This window comes from Flavobacteriales bacterium (assembly GCA_019694795.1).
Lineage (GTDB): Bacteria > Bacteroidota > Bacteroidia > Flavobacteriales_D > UBA2798 > UBA2798.
The window spans coordinates 1-23,491 of the sequence record JAIBBF010000043.1 but is presented as its reverse complement, the minus strand read 5'-3'; the positions used below and the strand labels follow the sequence as shown (position 1 = coordinate 23,491).

20 protein-coding genes and 1 tRNA gene are annotated in these 23,491 nt (G+C 41.4%); 9 read left to right on the top strand and 12 right to left on the bottom strand.

Translation table 11 applies throughout. From position 1 onward, the window contains the following. Positions 1-386: 386 nt before the first annotated feature. The 6 genes from K1X56_11625 to rnc all read left to right on the top strand — a co-directional run bounded on the left by K1X56_11625 (position 387) and on the right by rnc (position 6,609). Positions 387-1,280 (top strand): M23 family metallopeptidase, encoded by an 894-nt coding sequence (locus K1X56_11625; GenBank protein ID MBX7095365.1) that lies wholly within the window; start codon positions 387-389, stop codon positions 1,278-1,280. 3 nt (positions 1,281-1,283) lie between these two features. After that, entirely contained in the window at positions 1,284-2,783 is a 1,500-nt protein-coding gene (locus tag K1X56_11620; GenBank protein ID MBX7095364.1) for a GH3 auxin-responsive promoter family protein, read from the top strand. A 33-nt stretch (positions 2,784-2,816) separates the two neighbouring features. Next, positions 2,817-4,235 (top strand): VWA domain-containing protein, encoded by a 1,419-nt coding sequence (locus K1X56_11615; GenBank protein ID MBX7095363.1) that lies wholly within the window; start codon positions 2,817-2,819, stop codon positions 4,233-4,235. A 135-nt stretch (positions 4,236-4,370) separates the two neighbouring features. Beyond that, on the top strand, positions 4,371-4,607 hold the full coding sequence (locus K1X56_11610) for an acyl carrier protein (GenBank protein MBX7095362.1): 237 nt from the start codon (positions 4,371-4,373) through the stop codon (positions 4,605-4,607). Between the two features lie 23 nt (positions 4,608-4,630). Next, on the top strand, positions 4,631-5,884 hold the full coding sequence (gene fabF / locus K1X56_11605) for a beta-ketoacyl-ACP synthase II (GenBank protein ID MBX7095361.1): 1,254 nt from the start codon (positions 4,631-4,633) through the stop codon (positions 5,882-5,884). Positions 5,885-5,889: 5 nt separating this feature from the next. Further along, the gene (gene rnc / locus K1X56_11600; protein ID MBX7095360.1) at positions 5,890-6,609 is read left to right on the top strand and encodes a ribonuclease III; all 720 of its coding nucleotides are present in this window, start codon (positions 5,890-5,892) and stop codon (positions 6,607-6,609) included. Here rnc and K1X56_11595 read toward each other — a convergent pair whose 3' ends face one another. From K1X56_11595 to K1X56_11580, 4 genes are read right to left on the bottom strand one after another with little or no spacing between them, the layout of a single operon-like run. Beyond that, complete coding sequence (locus tag K1X56_11595; GenBank protein MBX7095359.1) at positions 6,610-7,311, bottom strand: PorT family protein; 702 nt, start codon at positions 7,309-7,311, stop codon at positions 6,610-6,612. Further along, complete coding sequence (gene galE / locus K1X56_11590; protein ID MBX7095358.1) at positions 7,308-8,324, bottom strand: UDP-glucose 4-epimerase GalE; 1,017 nt, start codon at positions 8,322-8,324, stop codon at positions 7,308-7,310. Before galE ends, K1X56_11595 begins: the two co-directional genes overlap by 4 nt. Positions 8,325-8,378: 54 nt before the next feature. Then, on the bottom strand, positions 8,379-9,203 hold the full coding sequence (locus tag K1X56_11585; protein ID MBX7095357.1) for a hypothetical protein: 825 nt from the start codon (positions 9,201-9,203) through the stop codon (positions 8,379-8,381). A gap of 36 nt (positions 9,204-9,239) precedes the next feature. Next, positions 9,240-9,569, bottom strand: a complete 330-nt coding sequence (locus K1X56_11580) for a helix-turn-helix domain-containing protein (protein ID MBX7095356.1) — start codon at positions 9,567-9,569, stop codon at positions 9,240-9,242. Between the two features lie 141 nt (positions 9,570-9,710). On the opposite strand from K1X56_11580, the gene mce reads away from it, so the two are divergent. Continuing rightward, positions 9,711-10,121, top strand: coding sequence for a methylmalonyl-CoA epimerase (gene mce, locus K1X56_11575; GenBank protein MBX7095355.1), 411 nt, complete (start codon positions 9,711-9,713; stop codon positions 10,119-10,121). On the opposite strand, the gene K1X56_11570 is transcribed toward mce, so the two are convergent. The 3 genes from K1X56_11570 to K1X56_11560 all read right to left on the bottom strand — a co-directional run bounded on the left by K1X56_11570 (position 10,113) and on the right by K1X56_11560 (position 11,800). Further along, positions 10,113-10,733: an HAD family phosphatase gene (locus K1X56_11570; GenBank protein ID MBX7095354.1), complete on the bottom strand. Its 621-nt coding sequence runs from the start codon at positions 10,731-10,733 to the stop codon at positions 10,113-10,115. The genes mce and K1X56_11570 overlap by 9 nt on opposite strands. 68 nt (positions 10,734-10,801) lie before the next feature. After that, positions 10,802-10,878: transfer RNA gene (locus tag K1X56_11565), tRNA-Ile, on the bottom strand. Positions 10,879-10,987: 109 nt separating this feature from the next. Then, on the bottom strand, positions 10,988-11,800 hold the full coding sequence (locus K1X56_11560) for a T9SS type A sorting domain-containing protein (protein ID MBX7095353.1): 813 nt from the start codon (positions 11,798-11,800) through the stop codon (positions 10,988-10,990). 212 nt (positions 11,801-12,012) lie between these two features. Here K1X56_11560 and K1X56_11555 point away from each other — a divergent pair, with 212 nt between their 5' ends. Next, on the top strand, positions 12,013-13,791 hold the full coding sequence (locus K1X56_11555) for an ABC transporter substrate-binding protein (protein MBX7095352.1): 1,779 nt from the start codon (positions 12,013-12,015) through the stop codon (positions 13,789-13,791). A gap of 67 nt (positions 13,792-13,858) precedes the next feature. Here K1X56_11555 and K1X56_11550 read toward each other — a convergent pair whose 3' ends face one another. The 4 genes from K1X56_11550 to K1X56_11535 all read right to left on the bottom strand — a co-directional run bounded on the left by K1X56_11550 (position 13,859) and on the right by K1X56_11535 (position 22,714). Then, positions 13,859-14,437 carry a hypothetical protein gene (locus tag K1X56_11550; GenBank protein ID MBX7095351.1) on the bottom strand — a complete coding sequence of 193 codons (579 nt, stop codon included), beginning with the start codon at positions 14,435-14,437 and terminating at the stop codon, positions 13,859-13,861. Between the two features lie 48 nt (positions 14,438-14,485). Further along, positions 14,486-20,701: an alpha-2-macroglobulin gene (locus K1X56_11545; GenBank protein MBX7095350.1), complete on the bottom strand. Its 6,216-nt coding sequence runs from the start codon at positions 20,699-20,701 to the stop codon at positions 14,486-14,488. 82 nt (positions 20,702-20,783) lie between these two features. Next, positions 20,784-21,833 carry an FAD-binding oxidoreductase gene (locus K1X56_11540; protein MBX7095349.1) on the bottom strand — a complete coding sequence of 350 codons (1,050 nt, stop codon included), beginning with the start codon at positions 21,831-21,833 and terminating at the stop codon, positions 20,784-20,786. Beyond that, complete coding sequence (locus K1X56_11535; protein MBX7095348.1) at positions 21,833-22,714, bottom strand: class I SAM-dependent methyltransferase; 882 nt, start codon at positions 22,712-22,714, stop codon at positions 21,833-21,835. The genes K1X56_11540 and K1X56_11535 overlap by 1 nt, the downstream gene beginning before the upstream one ends. A 79-nt stretch (positions 22,715-22,793) precedes the next feature. Here K1X56_11535 and K1X56_11530 point away from each other — a divergent pair, with 79 nt between their 5' ends. Then, positions 22,794-23,213 (top strand): hypothetical protein, encoded by a 420-nt coding sequence (locus K1X56_11530; GenBank protein ID MBX7095347.1) that lies wholly within the window; start codon positions 22,794-22,796, stop codon positions 23,211-23,213. Here K1X56_11530 and K1X56_11525 read toward each other — a convergent pair. Further along, positions 23,214-23,491 (bottom strand): hypothetical protein (locus tag K1X56_11525; protein ID MBX7095346.1); only part of this gene is annotated, 278 nt, incomplete at its 5' end.

The following is a 23,491-nucleotide window of genomic DNA, read 5'->3' as shown; positions in this document are numbered from 1 at the left end:
CGGTCCATTACCGGATATAAATTCGAAGCCGTGCTTTCGTCTGCATACAAAAACACCGGAAGTATTTTGGTATAATCTTCCTTATAGGTTTCTCGGAACGATTTCATGGATTCCTTGATCAACTCACGGGCATTGAAATAGCCGTTATAATGAGCTGTCATGTTGTGATACCCCTTATTGATGGCCGTGTTCTTTTCTGTAGAACAGGACAATTGGCCCAGCATCAAAACAATGACTAAAAGGGATCTAAAAGAAAGGATCTGTCGGAACGTGTTCACCAGTTTGCTTAATCCAGTTAATAACTCTGGAAGGGCAAAAATATTTTATTTTTCCTTAAAACAGCCGATTAAGTTCCACTCGAATGATTTTTACGATATTTGAAACGTATGGAACAAGCCTCAAAAAAGGAGATTCGAAGGGAAAAGCGCCGTAAAGCGATGAAGAAGCTTCGTTTAAAGTATCGGCTTGTGATACTCGATGAAGGTTCCTTCGCAGAAAAATTTTCACTTCGCCTTTCGCCTTTAAACCTCTTTATCTGGTTGGGAATGTTTGCGTTGTTGCTGATTGGACTTACCACAATGCTTATTGCTTATACCCCGCTGCGGGAGTTTATTCCCGGTTATCCCGACGGCAGTGAACGGGAGGCCTTAATTGATAATCGGATAAAAGTTGATTCGCTAGAGGCAGAATTGGTGAAATATGAGCGGTATGTAAAAAATATTCAGGGGATTTTAAATGGCGATCGTATTTCAGATACCCTGGTGGAGGATAGTCCCGAAAAAAATTATGCAAACATCAATTTCGAGCTTTCACCGGCCGATTCTGTATTGCGGCAAAAAATAGAAGCAGAAGAAAAATATGAAATTCGTTCGGGTCAAAACAATATCGTTTTAAGTAACGATAACATGTATGGCATCTTTTTTTTCACCCCTTTGCAGGGTGAAATCACGCAATCGTTCAACAAGCGGGAAGGTCACTTCGGTATAGATATTTCTGCGCCTTCGGCAGATGGTATTAAAGCAACCCTTGATGGTACGGTCGTTTTTGCCGACTGGTCTTCCGATGGTGGTCACGAAATTCATATTCAACACAGCAACAATCTGGTGTCGGTCTATAAACACAATGCTGTTTTGCTCAAAAAGACAGGAGATGTTGTAAAAGCAGGAGATGTAATAGCCATTGCGGGTAATTCCGGCGAATTGAGTGATGGTCCGCATTTACATTTCGAACTATGGCACCGTGGCAAACCGATTGATCCGCAGAACTATCTTATTTTTTAAACGATGGGAATAAAAGCTTCCTTAAGCAAACCGTATGCACGGTTGATTAAAAAGAAAATAAATCGCTTATCGAAATGTGCTGTTCAGTCGCAAAAGGAGCAGTTTTTATACCTGATTGAACGCGCCAAAACAACAAAATTCGGCAAGGACCACGGTTTTTCTGAGATTAAAACGTATGACGATTTTAAAGCGAGGGTCCCGGTTCGCGATTATGAGGGATTAAAAAGTTATATCGATGAAATGGTGTCCGGAAAACCCGATGTGTTATGGCCGGGCAAACCGCTTTATTTGTGCAAGACCTCCGGTACTACCTCGGGAACTAAATACATTCCGCTTACAAAGGAGTCGATGCCGAATCATATTAATTCGGCAAAATATGCATTGCTCAGTTACATAGCAGAAACGGGGAACGCTTCATTTGTAGATGGAAAAATGATTTTTTTACAGGGCAGTCCGGAACTTAGCGATAAAAACGGAATTCCGTTGGGACGTTTGTCCGGTATAGTTGCGCATCATGTTCCTCAATATCTTCAGCGAAACAGAATGCCTAGTTATGCCACTAACTGCATTGAAGACTGGGAAACAAAAGTAAGAGCCATTGCGGACGAAACGATTCCGGTGGACATGCGCTTAATCAGTGGTATTCCCAGCTGGGTACAAATGTATTTTGAACTTTTACTGGAGAAAACAGGAAAGAAAAGTGTATCTGAAGTTTTCCCTGAGTTTTCGTTGTTTGTGTATGGAGGCGTTAATTTTGAGCCTTACCGTGCCCGTTTCCGGAAGTTAATCGGGAAGGATATCGACAGTGTTGAATTGTACCCCGCTTCAGAAGGATTTTTAGCATTTCAGGATAGTCAACAAGCTCCCGGATTATTGCTCACCACATGGATGGGAATTTTTTATGAGTTTATTCCCGCAGATGAATTTTTCTCTGAAAATCCGCGTCGACTATCCCTCGAAGAAGTCGAACTAAATGTCAACTACGTCATTATCCTCAACACCAATGCGGGGATGTGGGCCTATAATATTGGCGATACCGTAAAATTTGTATCTCTCGATCCTTACCGTATCATCGTGAGCGGAAGAATTAAGCATTATACCTCAGCATTTGGCGAACATGTAATAGGCGAAGAGGTGGAATTTGCTATTCACAGGGCCATTCAGAAACATGGTGGACAAGCCGTGGAATTCCATTTAGCACCCCAGGTTAATCCTGCAGAAGGCTTGCCTTACCACGAATGGTTTATTGAGTTTGCAGAAGAGCCGGTCCAACTGGAAGACTTTACCCTGGAACTTGAGCGGGCCATGATGGAAAAAAACATCTATTACAACGATCTTATTAAAGGAAATGTATTGCAACCACTTAAGTTAAGGAGGGTAGAGAAAAACGGTTTTAACGCGTATATGAAATCGCAGGGGAAATTAGGTGGACAAAACAAGGTTCCTAAGCTTAGTAACGACAGAAAAGTGGCGGATGGATTATATCCATTTGTAAAAAAATAAAACCCTGGCTTGATTTCTGCGTTATAAATTTTCATGATAAAGCGAGGAGCACTTCTTTTATTTTTATTTCTGTTATTTGGTCAAGCAGAGGCGCAATTCCGCTTTAGCAGACAACACGTTCATTTCGGCATCATCGGTGCGAAATCGGAACGCTTTACCGATTTTGAATTAAAGAACACTTCAGGCAAAAAAGCATTTATACTCCGTACCGAATGCGATAAGGATGTTTCGGTTTTATATAGTAACCGAACCTTAATGCCGGATAGTACCATCACCGTACGGGTGCAGTATAACCCCAAAGAAACCGGAAAATTTCAACGCCAGATTCAGGTTTATGTGAGCGCCCTCAATGAGCCCTTGATCATTAGCATCAGTGGGGAAGTGAACGAACTTCCATCCCTGGGCGATTTGGCTTGTCCGGATTTTAACCGCGTTTCCGAAACGGGTCGGGTACCCAATTTTGAAATGGAGGTGCTGGTGATTAATGCTCACACAGGTGAAAATATTATCGGCGCAAAAGTGAGTATGATTTATCTGGGAATAGAAAAATATCGTTTTATAAGCGACCGCTCCGGAAAAATTATCCGAAACATTGATCTGGGCTACTATTATTTCATTTCAACAGCAAGCGGATTTAAGAATAAAGAGTTTGACCGGTATGTGAATGTGCGAAACAACAAAGTAGTCATTGAAATGATACCCATTATTGAAAAGGGATATGATCAGGTAGACGATAGTCTTTTTTACCGCGATCGTCCAGACCCAATTGTTGACCCCAATAAACCGAAAGAATTAGAGCCATTGTTAACGACCGAAGATCAATTGCTCTCTCCTAAGGACAGTACACCCATTGAAATTGAAAAACCGGAAATAAGCATCAAAGAGTCACCTTCCGGTGAAGGATATAAAACCAATAATCTGGTGTTTTTAATTGACGTCAGTGCATCCATGATGATGGATGGTAAAATGGATTTATTAAAAATGTCGATGATTGAACTATGTGCGGGTCTGGGACCTGACGATAAAGTTTCCTTAGTCGTTTATTCCTCACAAGCCCGGGTAATCATGGATAACATTTCCGGCAGTGATAAACAAACGATAATTGACCGTATCCGCACCATGGAAGGAAGCGGGAATACTGCAGGATCGGAAGGAATGAAGTTAGCTTATGAGATGGCCATGCGCCATTTTATTCCAAACGGAAACAACCAAGTAATTATGGCAACCGATGGAGCATTTAACCTTTACACCTCCGATGTTGCACCTTTGGTGAAGCGTTATTACAAAAAAGGGATTGTTACAAGTGTTTTGGCCATTAAAAACACGGAACGTGATGCGAAATCTATGGAAAGCATTGCTACCATGGGGGGAGGCCGTTATGTGCCAATTGTGGATGCCGAAGGGGCAAAAAACGGATTAATTGAAGAAGTTCGGTCCGCCTCAAAGCGTTGAATTCGTAAGGGATAGCGGGGTTTTCCATATGGTTTTGAGAAACAAACTATTAGCTGTGCGAAAAAAGATTTTGATAATTTTCCAAAAAGGTTTTTTCTTTGCACCCTGTAATACCAAATAAGAAAGGAGAAAATCATGTCTGACATCAAGTCAAGAGTAATCGCAATCATCGTTGATAAATTAGGTGTTGACGAGGCGGAAGTAACTGAAGCTGCAAGTTTCACAAATGATCTTGGAGCCGATTCATTAGACACCGTTGAGCTTATCATGGAGTTTGAAAAGGAATTCAATATTGCGATTCCGGACGATCAGGCTGAAAAGATCGCCACTGTAGGTGATGCTATCACTTACATTCAGAACAACGCGAAGTAATTACTTCCCTCTAAAAAAAGCTTATGGAATTGAAACGAGTTGTCGTAACAGGGATTGGTGCGCTTACACCTATAGGGAGTACAGCGCCTGAATATTTCGCCAGCCTTATTAAAGGCGTTAGCGGAGCTGCTCCGATTACTCGTTTCGATGCCAGTAAGTTTAAAACCCGCTTTGCCTGTGAGGTAAAGAATTTTAATCCCGAAGATCATTTCGAGAAAAAGGAAGCCCGCAAAATTGACCAGTACACTCAATTTGCATTGGTTGCAGTTGCTGAAGCCATGAAAGATTCTTCCATCGACCCTCAAACGATCGATCTGGATCGTGCCGGGGTTATTTGGGGATCCGGAATTGGAGGATTAAAAACTTTTCAGGACGAATGTCAGGGTTTTTTCGGCGGCGACGGAACACCTCGTTTTAATCCCTTCTTTATCCCTAAAATGATTGCGGATATTGCCAGCGGGCACATTTCCATTCATTACGGTTTTAGAGGACCCAATTTCACCACGGTTTCTGCCTGTGCTTCCTCCACCAACGCGATTAACGACGCCTTTACCTATATTCGATTAGGGAAAGCAGATGTGATCATTACCGGAGGTTCTGAAGCTACGGTACACGAAACAGGAGTTGGCGGATTTAACGCGTTGCATGCTTTGTCCACCCGCAACGATTCTCCCGAAACAGCATCCCGTCCTTTCGATAAGGATCGTGATGGTTTTGTATTGGGTGAAGGAGCAGGTTGCTTAATTCTTGAGGAATATGAGCACGCCAAAAAAAGAGGAGCAAAAATTTACGCCGAAGTAGTAGGCGGCGGGATGTCGGCCGATGCACACCATCTTACTGCCCCTCATCCGGAAGGATTAGGTGCATTGAATGTTATGCGCAATGCCTTAAAAGATGCAGGAATTAAAGCAGAAGACATCGATTATATTAATGTTCACGGAACATCAACCCCACTCGGCGATATTGCAGAGACGAAGGCCATTGTTGGTGTATTTGGAGAGCATGCCTACAAATTGAACATCAGTTCTACCAAATCAATGACCGGTCACCTTTTAGGTGCTGCCGGAGCGATTGAAGCTTTAGCATGTGTTTTAGCGGTTAGTCAGGATATCATTCCACCAACCATTAATCACTTTACCGATGATCCGGATCTGGACAACCGTCTGAATCTAACTTTCCATACGGCGCAAAAACGCACCGTTAATTATGCACTGAGCAACACCTTTGGTTTTGGCGGTCATAATGCTTCCATTATCCTGAAGAAGTTCCAAGGCTAATTCCATTGTTTGCACGTTTCCGTTATAGGAATTCTGATGACAAAGCACTCGCAGCTTTTATTCAGAGTCATTTCGGATTTTGGCCCAAAAACACATCCATTTATCACCAGGCTTTTTTGCACAAATCGCATTTGCGGGAAGAACCTAATGCACATGAACGAAGCAATGAACGGCTGGAGTTTTTAGGTGATGCGGTTTTAGATACGGTAGTTGCGGAATATCTTTTCCTAAAATTTCCATCGGAGACGGAGGGATTTCTGACCAAGTTGAAATCGAAAATTGTAAAGCGTGAAATGTTGAATCACCTAGGTGAAAAGTTTCATTTGGACCAACAGGTGCGCCATACACAATTTGGAATTAATAATCCAAAATCATTATTAGGAAACGCTTTTGAAGCTTTAATCGGAGCCATTTATCTGGATAAGGGATTTGAGTTTACCCGAAAAATAATCTTACACCGGATTTTAGAGGCCCACATTAATCTGGAGGAACTCATTAAGGTAGAAAGTGATTATAAAAGCAGAATCATTATCTGGTCGCAACGTGAGCGCAAGAAAATTGATTTCATTTTAATATCAGAAGCCAACCTTGGTGCCGAGATGCAATATGAAATTGCCATTCAGATCGACTCCGAAGCCATCGCCAAAGCTATTGCGCGCACGAAAAAGGAAGCCGAACAATTGGCCGCACGAGAAGCCTGGAAATTGATGTTTCCCGAAGAGTGATTAAAAAAAGTTGAGGGAAATTCCCATACTAAAAACAGAAAATGCCGGTCCGTCTTTTAAGATGGGTGTAAGGGAATAAAATCCATACACGGCAAATCGGTTAAAGCCAATATGAAGCGTGGGACCATATTGTATTTGGGTGAATCCTTTAAATCCGAATCGTTTATATTTTCCGGAATCGTCAATGATTTTGGTATGATCATTAAACAGCCATCCTGCTTTAAATCCGGGATAAAAGAAAAAGTGCCATTTTTTGGATGAGCGGATTCTAATTTGAACCGGTATTTCGAGGTAATTGAATGAAATCTTGTTTCGTTTGTATTCATATCCCGCAGGTAAAGGGACAATGGTATATCCCTGATGCTGATTCAAACTGTCGAGCTGTTCGGCAAATGCACCGTTGTGATAATAGTTTTGCGAATTAAATCCGAAGCCAATTGCAAAGCCAAAGGTACTTTTTTTATTCAGGGGCAGGTCAATCATCCGCTGAACACCGATGCTGTGTCCAAAGGGCTTTAATTCAATGTTTGAAGGGTATTCTAACCAGGAGGAATAACTAAGGTCCACCATCCAGCGATCTTGTCGTTCCGGTCCCTCCGGATTTTTAGGTGCAATAAAAGAGGTATAAGTTTCTTCTGCTGAAATTTGAGCAAAAGCCAGTTGAGGTAAAATCAGGCAGAGGTAAAGGAGCGGCTTCATCATTTTAACTTTTGTTGCCAGTTCCAGGCATCACGAAGTGCATCTTTTAAACTCAATGAAGGTCTCCATCCGAGTATCTTTTCCGCTTTTTCCGTTGATGCCCATATTTGTTCAACATCACCGGAGCGACGCGGACCAATGGAATAATTCAGCGATTGATCGGCAACATCTTGAAACGTATTTACCACCTCTAATACCGAATTTCCATTTCCGGTTCCTACATTAAACACCTCCACTGTTGCTTCCTCTGATTTTGTTATCCAATTCAAAGCCGCAATATGTGCCTGGGCAAGGTCAACCACATGAATGTAATCGCGAATACATGTACCGTCTGAAGTGGAGTAGTCGTTTCCATGAATGGTTAAACTACTTCGTAGTCCCGCAGCTGTTTGGGTAATATAGGGGACAAGATTATTCGGGATTCCTCTCGGTAATTCTCCCAATTTACCACTGGGGTGAGCACCGATGGGATTAAAGTAGCGGAGTAAAACGGCAGATAAATGACTACCGGATTCGTGAACATCGTTGATCATTTGTTCGCATACCACTTTGGTAAAACCATATGGTGATTGCGAATTTTTAGCAGGTGAAGATTCTGTTACAGGAACCTGGTGGGGTTGACCATAAACCGTACAGGAGGAAGAAAAAACTAAATTTCTTACTCCGTGTTTTTCCATCAGGTTTAATAGCACCACCAATGAACCAATGTTATTATGATAATATTTCAAAGGTTCGTTTACCGATTCGCCAACGGCTTTAAATGCGGCAAAGTGTATTACACCATCTGGTTTTTCATTGGAAAAAACACGCTCGAAATCTTCTTCTTTGGTACAATCAATGGTGTAGGATTCTATTTTTTCCCCACACAATTCCGCAATGCGATCTAAAATAAAAGGCTCGGAATTTGAAAAATTATCTACAATAACCGGCCGAAAGCCTGATTGATTTAATTCAACTACCGTATGTGAGCCAATAAAGCCCGCACCTCCGGTGACTATAATCGTTGGTTTTTTCATTTGAAATGTGGACTCAAATATAGAAAATCGTCCACCCTTTTCCGGTTTTTATTTTCAGCGAATACCGGTCCGGAATAAGTTTCTGCAACCACCTTGTGTGGATGATGGATGTTTGGCATAATAAGCATCCCCACAGGCTATTCTGATTTCATTAGCAGTTTTTAGTTTTGCCCAGGCTTCAATTCCGGCATGCATTACATAGGCTTCCGGGGCTAAAAGTCCGGATGTAGTTATAAGGGGATATGTTTTTAATTTTTTGAGCAGAGGTTGAAAATAGGAATCGGAATAACACGCTATAACCATCGCTTCCCGTTCTTTATTATCGATTGGTTCGGGAATGTGCAGGGTGTCGTCCATTAATCCATTGTGACCGCTAAAAATCAGCAAATCGGCATCAGATCCCAATTGAATGGTGCCTAGGTTTGGAATATTAACGCTGTCTTTTTTCTTTCCTGCAAGAGCGTAAGTGAATTGTCGTAGGCAATCTTTCATTTGATCACCGCGAAATGCATCTCCAACCATTATCACCCTGGTGCTGCCTATTGTTTTAGTAAATGCAACACGTTCCAATACGGTAGAACTGTGGTTTGCTATTTTGTGCACAAGCTTCCAGTCCGTCTTTAATTTGAAATACGATCTGAATCCATAGCCGGCACCCCAATACAAATTCGTGTTGAGGTTAGTGCCGTCGCCGAGTTGATCGTTTACCGGAACAATGCCTTGGTATTTGTTATCGCAAAGGGGAATCATTACATGAACCACCAATGCTTTTTTTTCGGCGATTTTATTTTTTAAGGCATTCAATTGTTGGTCGCGTTCCGAAGAAAAACCGAGCAACGAAGAGAGCAGAAAAAGAAGGACAAGAAATGAAGATTTCATTGCCTTATAACGCAAACAAACCGAATTTCGTTTGTGCTAATTCTGAGGGGGACATTTTTTTTCAAGTTCGGCGAGTTTTGCGTTCATCGCAGAACATTTTTCGTTTAACTCATTAATCGTTTCTTCGAGCTTAGAAATGACCGAATGTAATTTCGTGTCTTTATCTTCTGATATCGAATAAGAGGCCAGTATTTTTGCCGGGACCCCTAGTACTTCTGAAACGATTGCGAGTGTTCCTTTGTTTATTTTTCCGGTCTGTTCGATGTAAGCCACCAAATGCCTGGATCTTCCGATTTTAATTGCCAGTTCATTCTGACTCCATCCTTTCGCTAAACGCAATAATTTGATTTTTTTTCCTAAATGCATAGGTTAAACAAATAGATAACAGCAAGCTAAACCAAATTAGCGAAGGCAAACTAAATGCGAAAAAAGTGTACTATTTTTTGTTACACTTCATAATTAAGGAAAGGCCTTATGGAATTTAAATATTCTGAATTAGTTTTGGGTATGAATAAGATTGAACACATTGGAATAGCCGTAAAAAGCATTGCGAATTCAGCAAAGCTTTTTGATGTATTGTTAAATCGCGAATCGTATAAAGAGGAAGCGGTAGAGAGTGAAGGCGTGCGGACCTTGTTTTACCAGATGGGAGAAACAAAAATTGAATTACTTGAAGCGACGAATCCGGAAAGTGCCATTGCTAAATTCATTGAGAAAAAAGGAGAGGGGATTCACCATATTGCTTTTGATGTAACAAATATTGAATCGGAAATAGCACGTTTGCAAAACGAAGGGTTTGAATTAATTCACAAGAGTCCAAAATCGGGTGCGGACGGAAAAATCATTGCATTTCTTCATCCGAAATCAACCAATGGGGTTTTGGTGGAACTGTGTCAGGATAATCCCGCATTAAAGTAGTTCCAGTTGTTGTAGCAGATCTTTTAATTCACCTTTCAGGTGATGGGCATTCAGTCCGACTTTTAATGCTCCATTTACATGCTGGATGGAGTCATCAATAAACAATGTGTTTTGAGGGATCAATCCATTTTCATGAAGCACATGATGAAAGGCTGCTGCATGGGGTTTTCGTTGGCCTATTCGCGAAGAATAATACACGCCCAACATGTTTTCTTCGAGGATATGGTGACCATATTCTCTGATCATTTCCTCTTCGAACGAGGCGATATGAATTTCGTTGGTATTGCTTAATAAATAGAGCGGGTATTTCTGTTTAAGCTGTATGAGCAATTCCACCCGATGTTCGGGAATGCTCCCTAAGATGCTGTTCCAGGCATCATCAATTTGATCATCACTAAGGACTTGTTGACTCTGTTTCCGGATGGCTTCGCGGAACTTCTGGGGACTAATGGAGCCCGTTTCGAAATCGTCGAACAAGGTCGATTGTTCTGCCTGCGAATAACTGAGGTCGACCCCGAGTTTTTTAAATTCCTCAATTGGTTTTTGGTAATTGATATCGATAATAACACCACCAAAATCTAAAATTATTGCATCGGGTTTTATCTGCTTCATGGCTATTTTGTGGCTGAATCTGTTTGAAGGATTTAAAGAAATAAAAAAGCGGGAATAAGATCCCGCTTTGGTGGGCCCACCTGGGCTCGAACCAGGGACCCTCTGATTATGAGTCAGATGCTCTAACCGGCTGAGCTATAGGCCCGAGATGTAATAAACGTACAACTCGATTGCAAAAGTAATCTTTTCGCTTAATTATGGAAAAATAAAAAGCCCCCGAATTCCGGAGGCTTTTATATTATTTTTTTCGCTTATCAGTTTTTGATGAACTGAGAATCTTTATTGTCGAAATTAATATAATACGCTCCTGATTTCAGAGTAGAAACATCTACTTGGTCGGCATATCCTTTTTTAACGATGTTACCGTATGAATCATATATTTCATAGCGGGTTTTAACACCTTTTTCTGTTCCGGTTTCTACGAACTTAATAGGAGAGTTTTTCACTCTTTTAGGAATGAAATCAACTTCTTTTACAGATGGATCAGCAAAGGTTTTTGGTTGGGAGTAACGTGGTTTGTTGGTGTAGTCAACCTGTTTAACGCGAACGGTGTTTTCACCGGAGTGTGGGGTTAATTGGAAATCATAATTGTGTTCACCGGCAGTACCTTCTCCGTTAACTTCTCCTACGGGAATCCATTTGTTCCAGATTTTTTGCTCGATTACATAAGGAAGTTTTCCGTTTTCTCCTTTGGTTTTCCAGGTAAGTTTCCCTGCAGGAGTTACTTGCATGTCCACAACTTCGAATGTTGACTTTGGTTTAAGAACCTCTGGGTTCAACACTTTAGGGGTACATCCTTCTTTGTGCTCGATTTTAATCGTTACCGGATCTCCAACATTCAGCTTATGCAGGCTGAGGTCGATTTCGAACGCAGAGGAGTTCCACTCATCTGTAGTTACGTTATCGTTAACCATCACCTTAATGGTGCAAAAGCCGGGACCACCCGTGGCAAAAGGGTTCTGAACATACAGGTTTTTTCCCTGATAATTTCCTTCCAGAACCAGAAAGGATGCACTGGCATTTAATGCCGCAAACAGAAATAAAACCGGAAGTAGTATTTGTTTCATCATCGCTTGATGTAAGTACAGTCTTTTTATTAAGGCGCAATAATAAGGGCTATTTTCCTGAAAACAAAACCAAATAGCGAAAAAATCACCCTTTTTCGACCAAAATTCGTCGATAAAGTATTGGAAAGTTAAGACTAACAGAACCAATGGATAATTTTTGCATTTTTGTACGTTAAAGCTTATTATTGTTAGTATCCCAAAATCGCATCAACATGAGAAGATCCCTGGCCTACATCCTTGCAGGATCACTGCTAATCGTCGCCTGTGGCGGAAATAAAGAATCCGGAACTACTGAAACCGGAGCACCCAAACGCGTTGCCAAAGGTGATGTGGTTTACGGCGGAACCTTTAGTCTCGCTGAAAATGAAAAGTTTAAGACCTTATTTCCTTATGATATTAAGGACGTGGGATCTGCTCATATTGCATGGCAGATTTACGAAGGGCTTGTTCGTTTAAATCAGAAAGACCTTTCAATTCAGCCATCGCTGGCAGAAAAGTGGGAAGTAAGCGAAGATCAGAAAGAGTACACTTTCCATCTGGTAAAGGGTGCAAAATTTCATGACGATGCTTGTTTCGCAGAGGGGAAAGGACGTGAGTTCACGGCTGCCGATGTAAAATATTCATTTGAATTATTGTGTACCAAAGGTGTTAGCGATCAAAATTTCGAGGCGACATTTAAAGATCGTCTTGAAGGAGCTGTTGCATTCTATAATGGAGAAAGTAATTCCTTAACAGGTGTAGAAGTGGTGGATGATCACACGGTGAAAATTAAAACGGTAGAGCCTTCATCCTCATTCTTGTATTTACTGGCTAACCCGATTACTGCTATTATTCCGAAGGAAGCGTATGAAAAATATGGTAAGGATTTAAAAATCGGAACAGGGGCATTTCGTGTAGCCACCGGTGGTGATGAAAAATCGGAATTGTTTTTGGTTCGTAACGAGAACTATTATCGCTCGGATAAACACGGAAATCAATTGCCTTATCTTGATACGGTGCATTACCATTTCATTGCTGAAAGCACGGATGAACTTTCGATGTTTCAAAACGGAGAACTTTCGATGATTTATGGTTTGCCGGCAGAGAAAATTACTGAAGTGGTGCAGGAAAACATTCCTGATTTTACCAATAAACCGCCTAAATATATTTTGTTGCGCGAGCCGGAAATGTCGACCCAGTTTTATGAACTGAATTTAACGCGTCCGCATTTTAAAGATGTTCGTGTTCGCAGAGCATTAGCTATGTCGATCGACCGCACAAAAATTATGGAAGAGGTATTGAACGGACAAGCAGCAGCAAATGGTCCGCGCCAGAACCAAACCGGTAACTATGGTTTAGTTCCGCCATTGTATCAGTTCTCGAAATACGATACGTCTAAAATTAAAGGCTATACCTACAACCCTGAATTAGCAAAGAAATTAATGGCTCAGGCCGGATATCCTAATGGAAAAGGATTTCCAACGTTGAAATTATTGGTGAACTACGGCGGATCCAGAAATACGAAAGTAGCCAGTGAGGTAATTTCTCAATGGAGAGAAGTGTTAGGAATTAATGTTGAACTGGAACAGGTTTCGCTGGCTCAAAAAATTGACGATTCACAATACGGAAGAGCAGATATTTTCCGTTCGGCCTGGGTAGCAGATTTCCCATCACCGGAGTCGTTCCTGAGCATTGGTTATGGTAAAAACGTACCTGCTACTATGGATTTACCTTCTCATCCGAATACCATGCGTTATAAGAATCCTGCTTTTGACAAGGAATATGAAGCGGGTATGGCTGCAAAAACAGAGGAAGAGCGCCTGAATCATTTTGCAGAAGCTGAGCGCATTTTAATGGAGGACTGTCCTGTACTTATCATTTGGTACGTGGAAAACTATCGACTCTTGCATTCGAACGTTCACAACTTCCATAATAACCCGATGAACTTCTATGATCTCTCTGATATTTACCTGAAAGCTCCCGTAGCAGAAGGAAAGAAAGCAGAGAAATAATAAAATAAACTGAAACGAAAAAAGGAGGGTAATCCCTCCTTTTTTTATGCTTTGTTATTTCTGATAGTTACTTAATGGAACGAATCGCTTTCAGCATATCTTCAGCTTGAACCTTGCTGTATTCGCCCATTGCAAAGCTTTTTGCGATGTACTCAACACCTCCGATTTTTACCAGACCGAATACATGGAAATAGTCGCGTTGACCAGCTCCTTCGGGTAATGATGCTTTGTAGAGAAATAAGTTGGGTTCATCCACAATAAACTCTTCAGCAAATACTACATCGTTAGCCAGACGTTCTTTTTCGCGGGCGATATAGTTTCCTTCTCCGTCTACCTCTTCAATAACGAGATAAAACTCTTCGGTGCCTTCGTTTCCGACTTTAACATCCCAGGTGAGCATGTCTCTGTCCTGAACAACGTTTACCGGAAAAGGATCACCGTTTTCGGCGATGATGTCGGTAACCATAATAGTGGTTTTTAAACCATGCGGATTCAGGTCGAACTCGCTCATTCCTGTATAATCGACTTCGGCTGATTCGGTATTAGTGCTGTCCGAATTCTCACCTTCGCCTTTGTTTTCGCCTCCGCCACAACTGTGGAGACTGAGCATTGCCGGCAGGGCCAACAAAAGATAAATGCGTTTCATGTGCAGACTTTTTTTTCAAATATAGGACTTCAAAACAGTCCCCGCAAACTACTTTCCGCTAACATTCACTCTAATTCCTTCGGAATGTGAGGTAAATTCAGGGGCATACATACATTGAATGGTGGTAATTCCATTCGAGAAATCACCAAGGTGAGCCACTAAGAGGTCGTATTCGAACACATGCGTACCCTTGGGTAAATATTCGAAAAAGAAATTGGTGGCAGCATCTCGTGTGCTTTCGAAATAGCCTAAACCATCTTGCCATTTATAGCGGGAGAAGACATTGACCGGTTCAAAACAAGAAGCACGCATGTCTTTCATGTGCACATATTCCATGGCGCGGTCCACCCTCAGTTCAATTCGAACCCGCACTCTGGAGCCGGTTTCGAGTTTGGTTTTTTCGGTTACCGGACTCATGCTTGGTCCCTCCGGAGTATTGTTCACCAGGAATAACTTTTTATTCAGTTTCAACGGTGTTTCGTGTGGGGTGATTTTATCGAGTTGTTCAAAATACTGCCAATACAAGGCTCCCCATGCTACACCATCTTTCTTTTTGGTGATGGTGACTTGTCCCATTTCCGGCTTAATCTGATCATTACTCCAGGAAGTTTTAAAATATCCCGTACCGGCCTGAACTTTCACCTCTTGTTTTGCAGGATCAAAGATGTCGTTACCAATTTTTATTTCCGGAATTTCATCGTTTTCCAAAATGGCCGTTCCGCGGAGCAGTAATGCATAACAAGCTTCGGCTGTTGCTTTGGTTGTTTTCCAGTCGGACGTCTGTTTGTTTTTAAGCAGCCAAACTTTTAATTCTTCCACAGATTCCTGGTCGTTGGCCACTTCATCGAACATTTCAATCATGAGTGCATGGGTTTCGATGGGGGCCTGATACCATGAATAGCCCACTACATTATCTTTCCAGTACATTCCTAATTCATCATGATGAATGGATTTTTCGCGGATGGATTTTACGATATCGCCAGCGAGGGGTTTTTGATCGAAACGGTTCGATGCTAATGCGAGCATTCCCTGTGCATAGAGATTAAAGTTGAGCCAGTATTTATTGGCTTGTTCTTTATAATACACCAATGCTTCTTTTAGCGTTGAGTTCATTTCGATATCTTTAAAATAACTTCTGGCATAGAGGAATTGAATGATATCGTAATTGATGAATTGTTTTTCGCGGTAGTCGGGATGGTGTTTTTTGATGAAGAGATAATCTTCTGCTACACGCGCATCCAGATAACGCACTGCATCGCGTACCATGTTCCAGGTGGTGTTATCCTGACGAACATTTTTTACACCTAATTTATCGAGGTGACCAAAGCCGGTAACAATATGTTGGGTAATGTATCTGCTTTCAGGCATTCCCTCAAACCAGGGCCATCCGCCATTGGAGGATTGCATTTTATTTAATTTTTTGAGCGCTCTTCCCAGTTCATTATTCATACGGTTGAGGTCGAACAACAATGCAATTCTCTTTTTGCGTTCCGATTCGTCTTTCGCCTCCAAAACCCATGGTGTTTCTTCGAGCATGAGCGATTTTAATTCCTGATTTTTTTCGAGGTTGGAGAGGAACGCTTCCGGACTACTGTTTTTCCAACTTTCCACCACGGCTTTAATTTTTGGAGAGGAATTCATGATGTGCGTGGCGATGGAATTGGAATAAAAACGTGTGAAGGTTTGCTCGGCACATTCATACGGATATTCCATCATGTAAGGCATAGCCTGAATGGCATACCATGCAGGATTGGAAGTGAACTCGAGTGTGAGGTTGTGGTGACGCAGTGTTTTTGAATTTCCGGAGTTAATTAGTTTTTCGAAGCGGAAGGATTTTGTTCCCGCTTTACGAACAGGGAGCGGCATGGATTCAGTTACCAGCATTCGGTTGCTGAGCACGGGAACGGCCATTTCTTCTCCATCGGAATGTTCTCCCGCTTTTGCCACCACACGATAGGTTACCGCACCAACATTTTCCGGAATGGAAAGCTCCCATGAAACAGATGCACTTTGTCCTTTTTTCGTTTCGAAATCCTGCGCTCCTTTATGGTTTCCAAACGACCCATCTACCGGTTTCATGGTAACAGCATCAAATAGGAAGAGCTGTGCTTTACCTTTTAAATCTTTATCGGAAACATTACTCACTTTTGCAGTGAAAATGATGCGGTCGTTTTCGCGGAAGAAGCGTGGTGCATTGGGAACAACCATTAATTCTTTTTGTGTAACTAATTCTTTAGTTATTGTGCCGGTCATTAAATCTTTGGTGTGGGCCAATCCTAATACCTTCCACTTGGTTAATGCTTCCGGCGCTGTGAATTTTACAATGATTCTACCGTTTTCATCAGTTTCCAGTTCGGGATAGAAAAAGGCTGTCTCGCTTAAATTGCTGCGTGCTTTTACACCCGACAATTCTTCTCCGCCCATATTTTTCTTGCCGTTTAATCCACCGGAGAGATCACCATCAAGATTGTCTATCGTTTTTTCCATAGCAAAATTATCAGCAACAGCACCAGTGGCTGTAGTAACAGATTGCATGTTGGCATCTTCTCGTTTGTCTTTACTTCGGGTTGCTTCTTCCCGCACTGGAGCCATTGCCTCTGTAGCTTTTAAATCAACCTCTGCGTTAGAAACAATCTCGTCGTCTGATAAATAATATCCGGGATTGCGGTAATTGTAACGGCCGTAATAATACATCTGGTATCCGAACCAGTTTAACTGATCGAAGCGGCGGTGGGAGAAATAATAGTAATTATTCCAGTTTTCATTGTAATTGCTTCCCGTCTTATTGCCAAATCCAAAACCGGTGTTCCATTGTTTTTGAGCGTAGTAATAAGGGTATGGATTGAGGTAAAAATAATTGCCCGCAAATGCATCCAGCGACGCATCGTACATGGTCATTAACATTTCTGCGGCAAGTTTTTCACCTTTTTTCCCTTTTAAAATTAAACGCCATTCTTCCTGACTTCCCGGTAGAATTTTATTGCGGAAAGTTTCGAATTCAATATCGATCTCCTTGTTGCGGAAGGGAACGCTGATGATATGGGTGGAATTGTAAAAATGACTGTTTTTAACCAACGTAAAGTGAACGCCGAAATTACCTCGGTGCTTTTCTTCGATGGGAATTTCGATTGTTTTTTGTTCCTCGTTGAGTACAATCCATTTTTTGGAAACGATTTTATTTTTTTCTTCGATTTCCATTAACACACTCGCGTTTTTATATTGAGAAGAAATGCTGAATTTCGCTATATCTCCGGGTTGTAATTCTCCTTGCGGGCCATCCACCAAAAGCGCTTCAGGGAAATACATTTTGGAACTTTTTTCATCTTTCACGGTGAAGTAGCGGACATCTTTTACTTCTACGCCAAATGTATCTTTAGCTACCGATTCAATTAAATAATATCCGGGAGTCCAGCTATTGCGATTTTTGAACTCGATGGAGTCGGGTTTTGAAGTATTAAAATTATAGTTCCACACTTCTTTTTCTTTTTCCCATTTGCTCTGATCTTTTTCATTTTCGTATTCATCCAACGGGAAAGATTTTCCGTATTCTGATTTGGAAAGCTGATGGCGATCCGATTTTTCGAGTCGGCGTTCAAGAATAATTTGTGCGGGTTGTTTTAATTTAAAGACGCTAATTTTTCCGTTAGCAACCACATTAGATCCATTAAGATTGGTACTGTGAATGGCGTATTTTTTCTTTTCGTGAATAGAAATTTCTGAAGGTAATTCATGACTTAATACGAGTGTAGAATATCCCACATATACCACAGAATTTGCACTGCGTGTTTCACCGTTGATATCGGTAATATCTGCCGAAACAGAATACATAAACGCAGGTAATCCTTCTTTACCAATTTTTTCATCTGGAAGTGCAGGAAATAATATGGAGAAATTACCGGATTCGTCGGTGAGACTTTCTCCGTTTAAAATTTCTGTTTGTTGCGATTCCGGATATCTTCCGTACCAGGAATAGTACCAATGATAAGGGTAATATACACTTCGTGTAATTCGGTATTTTACTTTTGCCCCGTCGATGTTTGCTCCGGAGTAGGCAGTGGCTTTACCTGTGACTTTTACGTTTTGATAAAGCTTATAGGATCCCTGAACCGGATTGATGTTCACTTCAAATTTTGGACGTTTGTATTCTTCTACAGAAAAATATTTTGAACCATATCCATCCGTGATGTGCATTTGTCCGTTCATTACCCCCATAGGTGCAGTGAATGTTCCGCTGAAGGTTCCGTATTCATTTGTGCGTAATTGGAGGTCGGCGATTTTCTGGTAATTAAAATCGTACAGCGTTACGGTAACGGCTTCGTCGGGACGAATTTTTGGGTTCTCTCCGTTTTCGTCGCTGCTTATGCGGATTCCTTTGAAATAAACAGTTTGTCCCGGACGATAAATGCCTCTATCGGTAAAGAAGTGGGTTACAACTTTATTTTCGTTATAACGGTAAGGTTTGTATTGATAATAACTGCGGTCGGAATTTAAACGATCATCACCCATGGTGAAATCGATGTACATGTAGCGGTAGTTTTTATTTGTTGCAGGAATGTGGAATTGTCCGTCGATATTGGTCACATACGATTCAGCCCGATGTATTTCGTATCGTCTGGTTCTGTAGTTATATTCCTTGTAATAAATCTGTGCCTTTACATTTTTTAACGGCGCACCCGAATTTCTGTCGTAAACAGCAATATCGTACGACTCGTCTTCATAATTTCTGCGCTCGGTATAAGCGATGTTGGATACTCCCAGCGGAACAAAAGAAATATTGTTGTTTTGAAACTTGAAATTAGGATCTGTTGATACCAACACCATGTAATTTCCTTTAGGAAGAGCCGGAATTTCTGCTTCAATGGCGTGACGATGATGATCGCCATCGTCCTGTAAATTAATCTCCCATTGGCGAACCATTTTTAAGGACAGTAGTTTTTCTACGTATTCATCGGTTTGAGAATAATCCTGGCGGTTGATGAAATCCCAACCCATATCAACAATGCGAACAGTAACAGTTTTAAGGTTGCGGTATTGAATACGAAGTTTAGAAGGCTGGTTTGGTGCAACAACATCTTCGGTTTGAATATTGCATTCTTTTAAAAGGATCTGTGCTTTTAATTCCTGACATAATTCAGCCCCGTATGTTTTTCCGTTTTGCTGAATGGCAGCATCAAGAATTTCCAGCGCAATATTGTATTGGTTTTTGGATGCCGCATTTTCCGGTAAAAGCGGATTGTAGGCTACAGCCATTGCTACGTGAGCTGATGCAATGGCATACTGTACTTCCGAAACATAGGGATTTGTTTTGTATTTATTCTCGAGATTTTTTAGTGCTGCATAATAGAGGGTGTCTTTATTCGGAAGCGTTGATTGAGATTTCACGAATTGGAGTCGCTCTAAATCTAAAACAATGGCCGCTGCAGGGTCTGCATCACCCTGGTGAAATGCGGTTAATTCTTTGAACAAATACAGCGCATAAAACTTGGTAGAAAGAGAATCACTAGTGCTAAGTTTCTCCGTTGCAAAGCGCGAAGCTTCGTTAAAATATTCCGGCTTATCGAGTACAAATGTTATTGCGGGGCGTGTAACATCGAATTCGGTAGAGCGGAAAAAATCAATTGCGCGATGTGCAATAAAATCGTATAAGGTTGGTCTTAATTTTTCTGAACGATCTCCTGCATTAATTACCGGGGCATAACTTTCGGTGGTGATTTTTTTGGTGACCTCTGAATTAGCCAGCGAAAGAAGATAGTGATAGGTGATGCGTTGTGATAATGTTTTTAAATCCCAGGTTCGGATATCTTCATTTTTAAATTCAACCGTATTGGTTCTGTTGAGAAATTTGTAGCGGTTGGATAAATAATAGCCCCAATATACTTCTGCTGTTATGGAGTGCACCATTTCCTTTTGTGGAGAAGTGGAATTTTCTGCAAGTTTATTGAGTTCGTTTAATGCCAATACATAATCATCTTCCTCGAGATATGTATTGTATTTCATAGAATAAATCGTGGCTTTAATAATTTGTGGTCCATTGTTATCGCGAATAGCCAGTCCCATTATTTTTTTAACCTCTTCAAGTGCCGATTTCGGGAGTCCTTTTTTATCGAGGGAATCCACCACCGCCCATTGTTTTGCGTAATCGTCACCCTGTGCCAGGGTGATGGCTTTAAGACGGTATTCGTTTTTGCTTTTTGGAGAGAAGGAGAGTCCCAATACAGCCGTTATACAAAAAAGAGCGATGATGAAAAAGTGGTTGCGGGTCATGACCAATGGTTTATAGGAACAATTTACGTGCTTTTATGCTAACGGTACACTGAAATTGCTCAGTGGTTCAAAAAGAAATTACTTAAACGGTTTTGGTGTGTCTGCGGATGTCGACATCTTCCGGTAAGGCTTTGTTTTCATTGAGAAAATCGGCCATAATTCGGGATAAGTAGGGAGCAAGGACTACTCCTCTTGTTCCTAATCCGTTAAAGATGTGAATGCCTTTTTCGGTGGGGTGACTACCGAGAAAGGGACGACGATCGATGGTGGCTGGCCGAACCCCTGCCATTTGTGTTAAGATTTCGAAATCGGAATCGAGCAATGCGTTGAGTTTGTCGCAGAGTTCTTTTCTCCCTTTTTCCGTTGGAAGATCATTGAATTCATCCCAACTGAATGTTGCTCCAACACGAAATTCATGATTACCTGTGGGTAAAATGAAAACACCGCCATTTATGATGCAGGATAGGTTGAGCTCTTTTTTCCGAATGTGTAATACATTTCCTTTTGCAGGATTAAAAGGAAGCCAGGAGAAAAACGGATTCATTTTACCTAACCAACCTTCACAAAAAATGATGTGTTCCGATTCGATATCGTTGCAGATCCAGCCATCACCCGAAGGGTGAATGGAGTTGTAATCTGTTTTTTGTTCGCGGTAAATAGTTTGCGATTCAAATAATTTTTTGGCTTCCGTGAGAAATACATTGGTGTCGACATACCCGGCATGTTTCACCCACCCGGTTCCGAATCTGCGGTTAAAATGTTGTTCAGCCGGATCGTTGTTTTCTTCCTGAATGTATTGCGCGATTTCGGGAATTGTTTTTTTTGTTTCCCAGTCTTTGGCCTCGAATTCTGTTCCGAAAACCCGAAGCAATGGTAGTTCATGATAGAGGGAGGTTTTCAATTGTTCTTCGGCACGCTTGTAAAAATGTTCGGCTGCCGGAAACACTTCTTCGGCCATCCATGTTTTGCTGAGTTTTTTAAACACCAGCGGATTAAATAAACCAGCGGCAGTTCGTGATGAATTGGAAAGTGTTGGATCGTTACTGATGATGAGCGTTTCTCCTCTGCGAAGAAGTTCCATGGCCAAAACAGTCCCCGCAATTCCTTGTCCGACGATATGATATTTTACCATTAGAAATTTCTAAATCTTCCGAATACTCCAAGTGGTAATTTTACTCCGGATTTTGCCTGTAAGAACAATTCTCCGGTCTGGAGATTTTTTCCGGCCGTTTCGCGAAGTAAATTTTCGATTATGATGCTGGAGAATCCGAGTGAATAGGCGTTTAATATCATGAAATGTTCTTTTGGATCCAGCAGATCGCAAACCACTTTCATCAGTTCATTGATTTGTTCTTCGAGTTTCCATTTTTCGCCATTGGGTCCGTGTCCGTATGCAGGAGGATCCAGAATAATTCCATTGTATTTATTCCCTCGTTTCAATTCGCGTTTGGCAAACTTTAGCGCATCTTCTACCACCCAGCGAATATCTTTTAGTCCGCTTTTTTCCATGTTTTCTCTCGACCAGCTCACGACTTGTTTAATGGAATCGACATGATATACTTCCGCGCCTGCTGCACATGCCGCCAGGGACGCTGCTCCGGTGTATGCGAATAAATTGAGAAAGCGAGGTTGTTTGGTTTTCATGTCCGCAATGGCTTTGGCAATGTATTCCCAATTAACCGCTTGTTCCGGAAAAACGCCAACGTGTTTAAAGGCGGTGAGTCCCAAACGCAATTTAATGGTGTTATTTTCTTTGAGCGATTGTATGGGATATTCAATTCCCCATTGATCATTCATTGCTTTTAGTTTTTTCCACTCACCGGAAGAACTGCTTTTTTGTACAAATTTTACATGCGCCTGTTTTTGCCATTCCGTTTCCAGCCATGCTTTATCCCATACCGCCTGAGGTTCGGGACGGATTGTAATGTATTTTCCGAAGCGTTCCAGTTTTTCAAAATCACCGCAATCGAGCAGTTCGTAGTCGGACCAATGTTCGGGATGGAGCAAAAGCATATTAACTAATTTACAGAGTAAAGATAGCTATTTGCATCACCCTGTGATGAAGAAAATGGTTTTTCCTTATTATTGAAGTATGGAAACATTAAAAGTAGGCTATTCCAAAACCTGGGGTTGGGGAATAATGATTGCAGGTTTTGTGCTTTTTCTGATGAATTTTTATTTGTTCACCCTATCCGCAAAGGCATCGATGACGCAAATGGCGCTGTGTTTGTTTTTGTCCTTTTCTGGAGCACTTTATCTATCCCGTTCGTATTTTGAATTAAGAAGAAACGAACTAATTGTTTACGCCTTGATTGGACCGATGAAGCGCCGGTATTCTTTTTCTAACATCAACGAATTTGTTTTTGAAGGCGACAAATTATACCACATTCGCGACGGAAAACGTAAGCGGGTTTGGGTGGGAAAGCTGATGAGTGATAAAGAGGCCTGGCGTGAATTTGAAACGAGAATCCGCCGCGCCGATTTTGGCGGGGAATTACACGATCTGGATTAATTATTGCGCGTTGATTTCTTCGCGTACTTCGAAATCTGGATTATCGAGATAAGGAGAGGCCAGGTATTCTTCCTGATTCAATGTTTTTTCTTCGCCGGTTTTTTTATCGATGATGATGTAGGTGTAATCACTTTTAATCGGCATTGCTTCGAAGGACTCGCTGACAACACTGTCTTTTTTTTCTTCTTTCGGCTCAGCTTCGCTACCACAGGCAGCCAAAAATACGAGTAGGGGGAGGGCAATCTTTTTCATGCGGACTAATGATAAAACAAACATAC